The organism is Pseudomonas mosselii (genome assembly GCF_005796105.1).
GTDB classification, from domain to species: Bacteria; Pseudomonadota; Gammaproteobacteria; order Pseudomonadales; family Pseudomonadaceae; genus Aquipseudomonas; species Aquipseudomonas mosselii_C.
Genome location: NZ_VAUO01000002.1, coordinates 411631 through 424557 on the forward strand (window position 1 = coordinate 411631; position 12927 = coordinate 424557).

At 63.9% G+C, this 12927-nt stretch carries 11 protein-coding genes; 9 read left to right on the top strand and 2 right to left on the bottom strand.

Translation table 11 applies throughout. The features are described 5' to 3' along the window. Window positions 1-4: 4 nt before the first annotated feature. Window positions 5-1201 (top strand): succinyldiaminopimelate transaminase, encoded by a 1197-nt coding sequence (dapC, locus tag FEM01_RS06865; protein WP_138218593.1) that lies wholly within the window; start codon window positions 5-7, stop codon window positions 1199-1201. Between the two features lie 144 nt (window positions 1202-1345). After that, a complete protein-coding gene (locus FEM01_RS06870) occupies window positions 1346-2095 on the top strand; it encodes a hypothetical protein (RefSeq protein ID WP_138218595.1) in 750 nt (249 codons plus the stop codon). Here FEM01_RS06870 and FEM01_RS06875 read toward each other — a convergent pair. Then, window positions 2088-3734, bottom strand: a complete 1647-nt coding sequence (locus FEM01_RS06875; protein WP_138218597.1) for a Na+/H+ antiporter — start codon at window positions 3732-3734, stop codon at window positions 2088-2090. The genes FEM01_RS06870 and FEM01_RS06875 overlap by 8 nt on opposite strands. A 282-nt stretch (window positions 3735-4016) precedes the next feature. Here FEM01_RS06875 and FEM01_RS06880 point away from each other — a divergent pair, with 282 nt between their 5' ends. The 4 genes from FEM01_RS06880 to FEM01_RS06895 all read left to right on the top strand — a co-directional run bounded on the left by FEM01_RS06880 (window position 4017) and on the right by FEM01_RS06895 (window position 7121). Then, a complete protein-coding gene (locus tag FEM01_RS06880; protein WP_138218599.1) occupies window positions 4017-4364 on the top strand; it encodes an ArsC family reductase in 348 nt (115 codons plus the stop codon). A 31-nt stretch (window positions 4365-4395) separates the two neighbouring features. After that, a complete protein-coding gene (gene dapD, locus FEM01_RS06885) occupies window positions 4396-5430 on the top strand; it encodes a 2,3,4,5-tetrahydropyridine-2,6-dicarboxylate N-succinyltransferase (RefSeq protein ID WP_138218601.1) in 1035 nt (344 codons plus the stop codon). A gap of 78 nt (window positions 5431-5508) precedes the next feature. After that, the gene (locus FEM01_RS06890; RefSeq protein ID WP_138218603.1) at window positions 5509-6714 is read left to right on the top strand and encodes a cysteine desulfurase; all 1206 of its coding nucleotides are present in this window, start codon (window positions 5509-5511) and stop codon (window positions 6712-6714) included. Continuing rightward, window positions 6711-7121: a SufE family protein gene (locus FEM01_RS06895; protein ID WP_138218605.1), complete on the top strand. Its 411-nt coding sequence runs from the start codon at window positions 6711-6713 to the stop codon at window positions 7119-7121. The genes FEM01_RS06890 and FEM01_RS06895 overlap by 4 nt, the downstream gene beginning before the upstream one ends. A 60-nt stretch (window positions 7122-7181) precedes the next feature. Here the strand turns inward: FEM01_RS06895 and tcdA are convergent, their stop codons facing one another. Next, window positions 7182-7991, bottom strand: a complete 810-nt coding sequence (tcdA, locus tag FEM01_RS06900; RefSeq protein ID WP_138218607.1) for a tRNA cyclic N6-threonylcarbamoyladenosine(37) synthase TcdA — start codon at window positions 7989-7991, stop codon at window positions 7182-7184. A 224-nt stretch (window positions 7992-8215) separates the two neighbouring features. Between tcdA and FEM01_RS06905 the strand changes: the two genes are divergently transcribed. From FEM01_RS06905 to FEM01_RS06915, 3 genes are all read left to right on the top strand, one after another. Beyond that, a complete protein-coding gene (locus tag FEM01_RS06905) occupies window positions 8216-10807 on the top strand; it encodes a glycosyltransferase (RefSeq protein ID WP_138218609.1) in 2592 nt (863 codons plus the stop codon). Window positions 10808-10956: 149 nt separating this feature from the next. Continuing rightward, entirely contained in the window at window positions 10957-12108 is a 1152-nt protein-coding gene (gene dapE / locus FEM01_RS06910) for a succinyl-diaminopimelate desuccinylase (protein WP_138218611.1), read from the top strand. Next, window positions 12108-12920: a putative RNA methyltransferase gene (locus FEM01_RS06915; RefSeq protein ID WP_138218613.1), complete on the top strand. Its 813-nt coding sequence runs from the start codon at window positions 12108-12110 to the stop codon at window positions 12918-12920. The genes dapE and FEM01_RS06915 overlap by 1 nt, the downstream gene beginning before the upstream one ends. Window positions 12921-12927: the final 7 nt, after the last annotated feature.

The following is a 12927-nucleotide window of genomic DNA, read 5'->3' on the forward strand; positions in this document are numbered from 1 at the left end:
GCCGATGAACCATGCCTTGACCCAGCTTCAGCCCTACCCGTTCGAAAAACTGCGCGCGCTGCTCGGCAGCGTGACTCCAGCGGCGGACAAACGAGCCATCGCCCTTTCGATCGGCGAGCCGAAGCACGAATCGCCGGCGTTCGTGGCCAAGGCCCTGGCCGACAACCTCGACAAGCTCGCCGTCTACCCGAGCACCCTGGGCCTGCCGGCCTTGCGCCAGGCCATCGGCCAGTGGTGCGAACGACGCTTCAAGGTCCCGGCCGGCTGGCTCGACGCCGAGCGCCATATACTGCCGGTCAATGGCACCCGTGAAGCGCTGTTCGCCTTCACACAGGCCGTGGTCAACCGTGCCGATGACGGCCTGGTGGTCAGCCCCAACCCGTTCTACCAGATCTACGAAGGCGCAGCCTTGCTCGCCGGCGCCACCCCGCATTACCTGCCATGCCTCGAAAGCAATGGTTTCAACCCAGACTTCGACGCGGTGCCAGCCGAGGTCTGGAAACGCTGCCAGATCCTGTTCCTGTGCTCTCCAGGCAACCCTACCGGTGCGCTGGTGCCCATGGACACGCTGAAGAAGCTGATCGCCCTGGCCGATGAGCACGACTTCGTGATCGCCTCGGACGAGTGCTACAGCGAACTGTACTTCGATGAAGACGCCCCGCCACCGGGCCTGCTGACCGCCTGCGCCGAGCTTGGCCGCAGCGACTTCGCCCGCTGCGTGGTGTTCCACAGCCTGTCCAAGCGTTCCAACCTGCCAGGCCTGCGCTCGGGCTTCGTGGCGGGTGACGCCAGCATCATCAAACCGTTCTTGCTGTACCGCACCTACCATGGCTGCGCCATGCCGGTGCAAACGCAACTGGCCAGCATCGCGGCCTGGAACGACGAAACCCATGTGCGCGCCAACCGCGACCAGTACCGGGCCAAGTACGATGCCGTGCTGGACATCCTGCAACCGGTGCTCGACGTAAAGCGCCCTGACGGCAGCTTCTACCTGTGGGCCAAGGTCCCGGGCTGTGACGCCGACTTCACCCGCGATCTGTTCGAAGACCAGCATGTGACCGTGGTACCCGGCTCGTACCTGTCCCGTGAAGTCGACGGCGTGAACCCAGGTGCCGGACGCGTGCGCATGGCCTTGGTTGCGCCGCTGGCCGAATGCATCGAAGCCGCCGAACGGATTCGCACCTTCCTGCAGGCGCGCTGATCGTCACCAGGGCCTGCACGTTGGTGCAGGCCCACCCGCCACGCTCGACTACCGCTTACCGACATCGACGCGCGCAATATGTAACGCACAACGCCCGCTGTTCCATCGCACCTTACGGCCTTTCCTAACACGCAGGCCCGTAACATGATTGATTACTTGATAGAAAAGACGGTGCATCAGCTACACCAGTCATTGCAAGGCAAGACGCCCTCCATACCCAGCCGTTTCAAGCGCTCGATAGGCCTGCCCGAAGCCTTCTGGAACACCGGACAAACGCTGCGTATCTCGTTTCTGGGCGCACCGGATGAGGGCTTCAAGCGGCAGATAGTCGACATTGGGTCGCAATGGCTGGAGCATGCGCAGTTGAACTTCGAGCTGCTCGACAACGACCAGCGGCACGCAGAAATCGTCATTCGCACCGATGGCCCAGAAACGCTCAACCAGAGCGATTACGGCAGGTACAGACGCGATACCAACGGTGCGACCATGATTCTTGGGGTCAAACCTGCCGACCCAAACTTGCACGCGATGGTACTGCATGAGTTCGGGCATGCCCTGGGGCTTTACCACGAGCACCAGCACCCCGACGCGGGCATTGCCTGGGACAAAGCGGCGCTGCGCCGTTACCTGAGCACGCGGTTCAGCGAAGAGGAACGCGCGCATCCCGATTACGATGAGATCGCCGAGCGACTGATCAGCCAGAACTACGATCCGATCACCTACCAACCCAGGATCACCCTGCGCTACGATCGAAAATCGATCATGCACTATCCCATCAATAATGCGTACACCGTAGGTGATCACGCCTCTGACTGGGCCGTTGAGCTTAGCGCCAAGGACAAGCAGTTCATGCGCATGATCTACCCAGGCAAAGGCTCGCCCGACGTTACCTGACCGCGCCCAGGTTCGCCTCGCTCATGTCCAGCTCGCCCAACACCTGGCGTACCACCTCATCGCCAACCAGATGCTGACGATGCAGGTTGTACAGCTCCAGGCGCTGGGCGCGCAGCGCACGCAGGCGCAGCCGGCGTTCGAGCAGGTCCATTTGCGCGGCCAGCGCGCGGGCTTCGTCACTGTCGTTGTAACTTTCCAGCTCATCGCGGTACTCAGCCATCAGGCGCGCCTTGAGTTCCACCGCCAGGGTAGCCTGAGCCGCATCCTGAGGGGCGCTGGCGTCGATCACCTCTTCGGCCTCCAAGGCATGGATCGCGGCCTCTGCGGTTCTTCGCCAGGCCTCCTGCACCTCTTGATGCAGGCGCTCATCCGGGCTTTTGGTTACGCCGCGCAACAGGATCGGCAGGGCGATGCAGGCGCTGATCAGCGACAGCAGGATCACGCCAGCGGCGATAAAGATCAGCAAGTCGCGCTCGGGGAAAGCCTGCCCCGCCCCCAAGACCAATGGCACCGACATCACGCCCGCCAAGGTCACCGCCCCGCGCACGCCACCCAAGGTCAGCAGCCAGCACGAGCGCGCTGTCGGCATCAGCACCAATTGCGCCTTGCCGCGCCAGCGCCGCACCACGCCAATCGCCCGCCAGATGCTCTGCACCCAGACGAAGCGCAACAGGATCAACGCCGCGAATATCGCCAACACGTCCAGGCAGCGCCAGGCCAACGTGGGCCATACGGTGGTCTCGTGGCTGACCACGGCCTTGATAATGTCGGGTAGTTGCAGCCCCAGTAGCAGGAAGATCAGGCCGTTGAAGGCAAACTCCAGTAGCGACCAGACGCTGCGATTGAGCAGGCGCGTGCTGGTCTGCCGGGGCAGCAGGTCGAGCCAGCTCTGCATCATGCCGGCAGCTACCGCCGAGAGGATGCCCGAAACGCCCAAGCGCTCAGCCAGCACGTAGGCGGCGAACGGCAACAGCAGCATGAACACCACATGGGTGGCCGGATCATCCCAGCCACGGGCGATCATCCAGGTGCGCAGACGGCCGATCAGCCAACTTAATACCACCCCGACCGCCAGGCCACCAAGGGCCACCAGCACGAAGCTCAGGCTGGCCTCGGTCAACGAGAACACTCCGGTAATCGCGGCGGCCAGGGCGAACTTGAAGGTCACCAGGCCCGAAGCGTCATTCATCAGTGCTTCACCCTGGAGCATGTGCATCAGCGGCGTGGGCAAGCGGTCCTGGGTGATGGCCGACACTGCCACCGCGTCGGTCGGCGACAGCACCGCCGCCAAGGCGAAGGCTACCGGGAGCGGGATACTCGGCAACAGCCAATGAATGAAGTAGCCCGCCCCCACCACGGTGAACAGCACCAGCCCCACCGCCAGCGCCACCACCGGCCCACGGATGCGCCACAGCTCACGCTTGGGAATGCGCCAGCCATCGGCGAACAACAACGGCGGCAGGAACAGAAACAGGAACAGCTCAGGGTCCAACGCCACATGCAGTCCCAGGGTCGGCCAGGCGAGCAAGGCGCCGGCAGCTATCTGCACCAGCGGCAACGGCAGCGGGATCACCCGCCCGACCAGTTTCGACACACTCACCAGCATCAGCAGGATAAGGACGGTATAGGCTGACTGCATGGCCACGGGCTTCCTGTGCAATTCGAAAAACTACAACGGACGAAACTTCGCCATTGAAACAATATGTTAGCGGCGACCCGCTAGAGTGGACCGCTGCACGATGGTCGCAAACAACCCGCGAATATGTAACATAATGCTACCCACAACGGGGTGACGGCCTTCGCGCAGCGCCTCCAGGCCCGCAGCCGTGGCATCCCCCCCCTCGATACCGCATAATCGGCCCCACCCAATCTTCAAGGAGTATCGGGACATCCGGCCCAGCCCGGCTGCCCCAGGCATTCAATGGCTTACACTCTCTACGGCATCAAAGCCTGCGACACCATGAAAAAGGCCCGCACCTGGCTTGAAGAAAAGGCCATCGGCTACGACTTCCACGACTACAAGGTTCAAGGTATCGACCGTGACAGCCTGAACCGCTGGTGCGCCGAACACGGCTGGGAAACCATCCTCAACCGTGCCGGCACCACTTTCCGCAAGCTCGACGACGCCAGCAAGGCCGATCTCGACCAGGCCAAGGCCGTCGAACTTATGCTCGCCCAGCCATCGATGATCAAGCGCCCGGTGCTTGACCTCGGCGGGCGCACCCTGGTGGGTTTCAAGCCCGACCTGTACGCCGCCGCCCTGGCCTGAGCCCCTACCCTATTTCGCACGAGGTAATCACATGTCCAATACCCTGTTCAGCCTGGCCTTCGGCGTCGGCACCCAGAACCGCCAGGGCGCCTGGCTCGAAGTCTTCTACGCACAACCGGTACTCAATCCTTCGGCTGAGCTGATCGCCGCCATCGCGCCGGTGCTGGGCTACGAAGGTGGCAACCAGGCCATCGCCTTCAGCAATACACAGGCAGCGCAGCTGGCCGAAGCGGTCAAGCCGGTCGACGCCGCCCAAGCGGCACTGCTGACCCGCCTGGCCGAAAGCCACAAGCCACTGGTCGCCACCGTGCTGGCCGAAGACGCAGCGCTGACCTCCACCCCCGAGGCCTACCTCAAGCTGCACCTGCTGTCGCACCGCCTGGTCAAGCCGCACGGTGTATCGCTGGCCGGTATCTTCCCGCTGCTGCCGAACGTAGCCTGGACCAACCAGGGTGCGGTTGACCTGAGCGAGCTGGCCGAGCTGCAACTCGAAGCACGCCTGAAGGGCGAACTGCTGGAAGTGTTCTCGGTGGACAAGTTCCCGAAGATGACCGACTACGTAGTTCCGGCTGGCGTGCGTATCGCCGATACCGCCCGTGTGCGCCTGGGCGCCTACATCGGCGAAGGCACCACCATCATGCACGAAGGCTTCGTCAACTTTAACGCTGGCACCGAAGGCCCAGGCATGATCGAAGGCCGCGTCTCGGCGGGCGTATTCGTCGGCAAGGGTTCGGACCTGGGCGGCGGCTGCTCGACAATGGGCACCCTGTCCGGCGGCGGCAACATCGTCATCAAGGTCGGCGAAGGCTGCCTGATCGGCGCCAACGCCGGGATCGGCATTCCGCTGGGCGACCGCAACACCGTTGAAGCAGGCCTGTACATCACCGCCGGCACCAAGGTGAACCTGCTCGACGAGCACAACCAACTGGTCAAAGTGGTCAAGGCCCGTGACCTGGCCGGCCAGACCGACCTGCTGTTCCGTCGCAATTCGCTCAACGGCGCCGTGGAGTGCAAGACCCACAAGTCGGCCATCGAGCTGAACGAGGCGCTGCACGCCCACAACTGAGAACCTGCCGGTTCGAAGTGATAAGATCGGGGCTGCTCTAACGGGCAGACCCGATTTTTCATTCCAGGCCCCGCGAACATGTTCCAGCCCTCCCCCTGGCGTGCCGATTTCCCCGCCATCGCCGCCTTGCAACGCCAGCACCAGACCTACCTGGACAGCGCCGCGACCACCCAGAAGCCGCAGGCCCTGATCGACGCCCTGAGCCACTATTACGGCCATGGCGCGGCCAACGTGCACCGTGCCCAGCACTTGCCCGGCGCCCTGGCGACCCAAGCCTTCGAAGCCACCCGCGACAAGCTTGCCCGTTGGCTGAATGCAGCGGATGCGCAGCAGATCGTCTTCACCCACGGTGCGACCTCGGCGCTCAACCTGCTGGCGTATGGCCTGGAGCCGCATTTCGAGGCGGGCGACGAGATCGCAATCAGCGCCCTGGAGCACCATGCCAACCTGCTGCCCTGGCAGCAGTTGGCTCAGCGCCGAGGCCTACGCCTGGTGGTGCTGCCGCTGAACGAGCACGGCTGCATCGACCTGGACCACGCCCTGCAACTGATCGGCCCACGCACCCGACTGGTTGCGCTCAGCCAGTTGTCCAACGTACTCGGCACCTGGCAGCCGCTGGCCGCGTTGCTCAGCCATGCCCGTGCCCAAGGGGCGCTAAGCGTGGTCGATGGCGCCCAAGGGATCGTGCATGGCCGTCACGACATGCAGCAACTGGGCTGCGATTTCTACGTATTTTCCAGCCACAAGCTATATGGCCCGGACGGCGTGGGCGTGCTGTACGGTCGCGTGCAGGCGCAGGCGCTGCTGCGCCACTGGCAGTACGGCGGCGAAATGGTGCAATTGGCCGACTACCAGAGTGCAAGCTTTCGCCCGGCACCGCTGGGGTTCGAGGCGGGAACGCCGCCTATCGCCAGCATCATCGCCCTGGGCGCGACCCTGGACTACCTCGCCAGCCTCGACGCCAACGCCGTGGCCAACCACGAAGCCAGCCTGCATCAGCACCTGCTGCGCGGTCTGGCCGATCGTGACGGCATCCGGGTGCTGGCCTCGCCCCAGGCGGCGCTGGCCAGTTTTGTCGTCGACGGCGTGCACAACGCCGATATCGCCCACCTGCTCACCGAGCAGGGCATCGCCGTGCGCGCCGGACACCACTGCGCCATGCCGTTGCTCAAGGGCATGCAGTTGGAGGGCGCGATCCGTGTGTCGCTGGGACTCTACAACGACAGCGACGACCTACAGCGTTTCTTCGACGCCCTCGACCAAGGCCTGGAGCTACTGCGATGAGCCTTTCAGTCGATGCCAACCAGGCGCTGGAGAGCTTCGAGCAGGCGCGCGGCTGGGAGCAGCGCGCTCGTTTGCTGATGCAATGGGGTGAGCGGCTGGAGCCGCTACAGGACAGTGAAAAGCACGAGTCCAACCGCGTGCATGGCTGCGAAAGCCTGGTGTGGCTGGTCGCTACGCAGGTGGATGGGCAATGGCGGTTCAAGGCCACCAGCGATGCGCGTTTGTTGCGCGGGTTGCTGGCATTGCTGCTGGTGCGGGTCCAGGGGTTGGCCAGCGACGAGCTGGCTGAGCTGGACCTGGGGCAGTGGTTTACCCGGCTAGGGCTTGAGCGTCAGTTGTCGCCGTCACGCGCCAATGGGCTGCATGCGGTGTTGCAGCGTATGGCGGAATTGGCGTCAAGGCGCTGAATCGGCGCAGCCTGTTGCGCAGTGGTCCGGCACTACGGCAAACCCGCTTGCACAGGGCGGCTACTCGGCCTTGACCCGCTCCGAAGGCCGCCGCGCACCGCCCACGAGTTTTTCGATGGCCTTGCTCGCCGCCACCATGGCAAAGGTGGCGGTCACCATCATCACCGCACCAAAGCCCCCTGCACAGTCCAGGCGCACACCCTCACCAACGAAGCTCTTTTGCAGGCACACGCTGCCATCGCCCTTCGGATAGCGCAGTTGCTCGCTGGAGAACACGCACGGGACCTGATAGTTGCGACTGGTGTTGCGCGAGAAGTTGTAGTCCCGGCGCAACGTCGAGCGTACCCGCGAGGCCAACGGATCGTTGAAGGTCTTGTTGAGGTCGGCGATCTGGATCTGGGTAGGATCGATCTGCCCACCTGCCCCACCGGTGGTGATGATGGCGATCTTGCGCCGTTTGCACCAGGCGATCAGTGCGGCCTTGGCCATCACGCTGTCGATGCAGTCGATCACGCAGTCCATCTGCTCGGTGATGTGCTCGGCCATGCTCTCGCGGGTGACGAAGTCGGCCACCGCATGAACATTGATGGCCGGGTTGATCGCACGCAGGCGCTCGGCCATCACCTCGACCTTGGGCCGCCCGACCTGCCCTTGCAGCGCATGCGCCTGGCGATTGGTGTTGCTGACACAGACATCGTCCAGGTCGAACAAGCTGATCTCGCCCACGCCACTGCGCGCCAGGGCCTCGGCCACCCACGAGCCGACCCCGCCGATGCCGACCACCGCCACATGGGCCTGTGCCAGGCGTTGCAGCCCTTGGTCGCCATACAGCCGGGCGACACCGGCAAAGCGTGGATCTTCTGTGCTCATGCTCGAAACTCGAAAAAAACCGGCGCGCATTATAGGGCAAGAGGCCGCTTCACAGGCTGCCGTTGGAAAGAATCCTACCAAGCCTGCTTTAATGTCTTATCGAACCAAACGATATGGACGACAACTGAGTCGGCGAAGAACTTCATCCTCTGTCGCATATCCAACGCTCAGCCTTGTGCGACAGGGCTGAAATCATGCGCCCGCTCCCCTCTTCGGAAACACCTATGTCATCACGCAAGTTCGGCCTCAACCTGGTGGTGGTCCTGGCCATCGCCGCGCTGTTCACCGGGTTCTGGGCCCTGATCAACCGCCCGGTGTCCGCGCCCGCCTGGCCGGAACAGATTTCCGGCTTTTCCTATTCGCCGTTTCGCCTGGGTGAAAGCCCGCAAAAGGGCCAGTACCCCAGCGAGGACGAGATTCGCCAGGACCTGGAACAGCTGAACAAGCTGACCGACAACATCCGTATCTACACCGTCGAGGGTACCCAGGCAGAGGTGCCGCACCTGGCCGAGGAGCTGGGCTTGCGGGTCACCCTGGGGATCTGGATCAGCAAGGACCTGGAGCGCAACGAGCGCGAGATCGAAAAAGCCATCGGCCTGGCCAACAGCTCGCGTAGCGTGGTGCGGGTAGTGGTCGGTAACGAAGCGCTGTTTCGCGAAGAGGTCACCCCCGAGGAGCTGATCGCCTACCTCGATCGGGTGCGCAAGGCCGTGAAGGTGCCGGTGACCACCAGCGAGCAATGGCACATCTGGAAGGAGCACCCCGAACTGGCCAAGCATGTCGATCTGATCGCCGCGCACATCCTGCCGTACTGGGAGTTCGTGCCGATGAAAGATTCGGTGCAGTTCGTCCTCGACCGCGCCCGCGAGCTGCGCAAGCAGTTCCCGCGTAAGCCGCTACTGCTCTCCGAAGTCGGCTGGCCGAGCAATGGCCGCATGCGTGGCGGCGCCGACGCCACCCAAGCCGACCAGGCCATCTACCTGCGCACCTTGGTCAATACCCTCAACCGACGCGGCTACAACTACTTCGTCATCGAAGCCTATGACCAACCCTGGAAGGCCAGCGACGAGGGCTCGGTGGGCGCCTATTGGGGCGTGTTCAACGCCGAGCGCCAGCAGAAATTCAACTTCGAAGGCCCGATCGTGGCCATTCCACAATGGCGGGCCCTGGCCGTGGCCTCGGTGGTCCTGGCGATGATCGCCCTGGCGGTGCTGCTGATCGACGGCTCGACGCTGCGCCAGCGTGGACGCACCTTCCTCACCTTCATCACGTTCCTGTGCGGATCGGTGCTGGTGTGGATCGGCTACGACTACAGCCAGCAATACAGCACCTGGTTCAGCCTGACCGTCGGCGTGTTGCTGGCGCTGGGCGCGTTGGGCGTGTTCATCGTATTGCTGACCGAGGCGCATGAGCTGGCCGAGGCGGTGTGGATACACAAACGACGCCGCGAATTCTTGCCGGTGCACGGCGACAGCGCCTATCGCCCGAAGGTTTCGGTGCATGTGCCGTGCTACAACGAGCCGCCCGAGATGGTCAAACAGACCCTCGACGCCCTCGCAGCGCTGAACTACCCCGATTACGAAGTGCTGGTGATCGACAACAACACCAAGGACCCCGCCGTCTGGGAGCCGCTGAAGGCTCATTGCGAAAAGCTCGGGCCGCGCTTCAAGTTCTTCCATGTGGCGCCCCTCGCAGGCTTCAAGGGTGGCGCGCTCAACTACCTGATCCCGCACACCGCCAAGGATGCAGAAGTGATCGCGGTGATCGACTCGGACTACTGCGTCGACCGCAACTGGCTCAAGCATATGGTGCCGCACTTCGCCGACCCGAAAATCGCCGTGGTGCAATCGCCGCAGGATTACCGCGACCAGCACGAAAGCGCCTTCAAGAAGCTGTGCTACAGCGAATACAAAGGCTTCTTCCACATCGGCATGGTCACCCGCAACGACCGTGACGCGATCATCCAGCACGGCACCATGACCATGACCCGACGTTCGGTGCTCGAAGAACTGGGATGGGCCGAATGGTGCATTTGCGAGGATGCCGAGCTAGGCCTGCGGGTGTTCGAGAAAGGCCTGTCGGCTGCCTATGCACACAACAGCTATGGCAAGGGCCTGATGCCCGACACCTTCATCGACTTCAAGAAGCAGCGTTTCCGCTGGGCCTACGGTGCCATCCAGATCATCAAGCACCACACCAGCGCCCTGCTGCGCGGCAAAGGCAGCGAGCTGACCCGTGGCCAGCGCTATCACTTCCTGGCCGGCTGGCTGCCGTGGATCGCCGATGGCATGAACATCTTCTTCACCGTCGGGGCACTGTTGTGGTCGGCGGCAATGATCATCGTGCCGCACCGGGTCGACCCGCCGCTGATGATTTTCGCCATCCCGCCGCTGGCGCTGTTCTTCTTCAAGGTTGGCAAGATCGTGTTCCTGTATCGGCGCGCTGTCGGTGTCGACCTCAAGGATGCCTTTGCGGCGGCACTGGCGGGCCTGGCGCTGTCGCATACCATCGCCAAGGCGGTGCTGTATGGGTTCTTCACCAGCAGCATGCCGTTCTTCCGCACGCCTAAGAATGCCGACAGCCATGGCTTACTGGTGGCGATTTCCGAAGCACGTGAAGAGCTGTTCATCATGTTGCTGCTGTGGGGCGCGGCACTCGGTATCTACCTGGTGCAGGGGCTGCCGAGTTCGGACATGCGTTTCTGGGTGGCGATGTTGCTGGTGCAATCGTTGCCCTATGTAGCGGCATTGGTGATGGCGTTTCTGTCATCGCTGCCCAAGCCGGTGGAAAAGGCTACCGAGGCCCAAACCGTCTGAGACCGATGTTCGCAAGCCCGCCGCGTACCCTGCGGGAGCGGGCTTGCGAGTTCGTGATCGCTCATAAAGCGCAGAGTGCCCGACGAAGTCATTTGATATAAGATAACGCCCCTTGGATTTTCCCGCCTTGCCTTGCCCCGGAGTTCCCCATGACGGCCCCCGCCGAGCTCTCGCCTACCCTGCAACTGGCCTGTGACCTGATCCGTCGCCCGTCGGTCACCCCGGTCGACGCTGACTGCCAGACTCAGATGATGAACCGCCTGGGCGCTGTCGGCTTCCAGCTCGAACCGCTGCGTTTCGAAGACGTCGACAATTTCTGGGCCACCCACGGCACCCAGGAGGGTCCGGTGCTGTGCTTCGCCGGGCACACCGACGTGGTCCCCACCGGCCCCGTGCAGCAGTGGCAACACGAGCCGTTCGACGCGCTGATCGACGCCGACGGCATGCTCTGCGGCCGCGGCGCCGCCGACATGAAGGGCAGCCTGGCCTCGATGGTGGTCGCCTGCGAGCGCTTCGTGCAGGACTACCCGAACCACCGCGGCAAAGTGGCCTTCCTGATCACCAGCGACGAGGAAGGCCCGGCCCACTATGGCACCAAGGCCGTGGTCGAGTTGCTCAAGGCCCGCAACGAGCGCCTGGACTGGTGCATCGTCGGGGAACCGTCGAGTACCCAGCTGCTCGGTGACGTGGTCAAGAACGGCCGTCGTGGCTCGCTCGGCGCCAAGCTGACCGTGCGCGGCAAGCAAGGTCACGTGGCCTATCCACACCTGGCACGCAACCCGATCCACCTGGCCGCTGCGGCCCTGGCGGAACTGGCCGCCGAGCACTGGGACGAAGGCAACGCATTCTTCCCGCCGACCAGCTTCCAGATCTCCAACCTCAATGCCGGTACCGGTGCCACAAACGTGGTGCCTGGCGAGCTGACTGCGCTGTTCAACTTCCGTTTCTCCACCGAATCCACGGTCGAAGGTCTGCAACAGCGGGTCGCGGCGATTCTGGACAAGCACCAGTTGGAGTGGACCATCGACTGGGCGCTGTCGGGCCTGCCGTTTCTCACCGAGCCGGGCGAGCTGCTCGATGCGGTCTCTTCGAGCATCAAGGCCGTCACCGGTCGCGACACCCAACCGTCCACCAGCGGTGGCACCTCCGATGGTCGCTTCATCGCCACCATGGGCACCCAGGTGGTCGAGCTGGGCCCGGTCAACGCCACTATTCACCAGGTTGACGAACGCATCCTGGCCAGCGACCTCGACCTACTGACCGAGATCTACTACCAGACCCTGGTGCGGTTGCTCGCCTGATGCTCGCCTGTCCTCTCTGCCAGGCGCCCCTGGCGCGGCTCGACAACGGCGTGGCCTGCCCTGCCGGCCACCGTTTCGACCGCGCCCGCCAGGGCTACCTGAACCTGCTGCCGGTACAGCACAAGAACAGCCGCGACCCAGGCGACAACCAGGCCATGGTCGAGGCCCGCCGCGACTTCCTCGAAGCAGGCCACTACGCGCCGGTGGCCCGCCGCCTGGCGCAGTTGGCTGCCGAACGCACCCCGTCCGCCTGGCTGGATATCGGCTGTGGCGAGGGCTACTACACCGCCCAGCTTGCCGAGGCGCTGCCAAGCGCCGACGGCTACGCCCTGGACATCTCCCGCGAGGCGGTCAAGCGTGCCTGCCGGCGCGCCCCCGAAGTGACCTGGATGGTCGCCAGCATGGCCCGCGTGCCGCTGGCCGATGCCAGCTGCGGCTTCATCGCCAGCGTCTTCAGCCCGCTGGACTGGCAAGAAGCCAAGCGCCTGCTCGCCCCCGGCGGCGGCCTGATGCGGGTGGGGCCGACCAGCGGCCACCTGATGGAGTTGCGCGAGGTGCTCTACGATGAGGTTCGCCCCTACGCTGACGACAAGCACCTCGCCCTGATTCCTCAAGGCATGCAGCACGCCCACAGCGAGGTACTCGAATTTCGCCTGAGCCTGGTCGAGGCCAAGGCCCGCGCCGACCTGTTGGCCATGACTCCGCACGGCTGGCGCGCCAGCGCCGAAAAACGCGCACAGGTGATCGAGCAGCCCGAACCGTTCGACGTCACGGTTTCCATGCGTTATGACTATTTCGTGCGCCAAGACTGAGCACACT

Coding starts and splice junctions, on each gene's coding strand:
- dapC (WP_138218593.1), top strand. CDS start 5: ATGAACCATGCCTTGACCCAGCTTCAGCCCTACCCGTTCGAAAAACTG.
- FEM01_RS06870 (WP_138218595.1), top strand. CDS start 1,346: ATGATTGATTACTTGATAGAAAAGACGGTGCATCAGCTACACCAGTCA.
- FEM01_RS06875 (WP_138218597.1), bottom strand. CDS start 3,734: ATGCAGTCAGCCTATACCGTCCTTATCCTGCTGATGCTGGTGAGTGTG.
- FEM01_RS06880 (WP_138218599.1), top strand. CDS start 4,017: ATGGCTTACACTCTCTACGGCATCAAAGCCTGCGACACCATGAAAAAG.
- dapD (WP_138218601.1), top strand. CDS start 4,396: ATGTCCAATACCCTGTTCAGCCTGGCCTTCGGCGTCGGCACCCAGAAC.
- FEM01_RS06890 (WP_138218603.1), top strand. CDS start 5,509: ATGTTCCAGCCCTCCCCCTGGCGTGCCGATTTCCCCGCCATCGCCGCC.
- FEM01_RS06895 (WP_138218605.1), top strand. CDS start 6,711: ATGAGCCTTTCAGTCGATGCCAACCAGGCGCTGGAGAGCTTCGAGCAG.
- tcdA (WP_138218607.1), bottom strand. CDS start 7,991: ATGAGCACAGAAGATCCACGCTTTGCCGGTGTCGCCCGGCTGTATGGC.
- FEM01_RS06905 (WP_138218609.1), top strand. CDS start 8,216: ATGTCATCACGCAAGTTCGGCCTCAACCTGGTGGTGGTCCTGGCCATC.
- dapE (WP_138218611.1), top strand. CDS start 10,957: ATGACGGCCCCCGCCGAGCTCTCGCCTACCCTGCAACTGGCCTGTGAC.
- FEM01_RS06915 (WP_138218613.1), top strand. CDS start 12,108: ATGCTCGCCTGTCCTCTCTGCCAGGCGCCCCTGGCGCGGCTCGACAAC.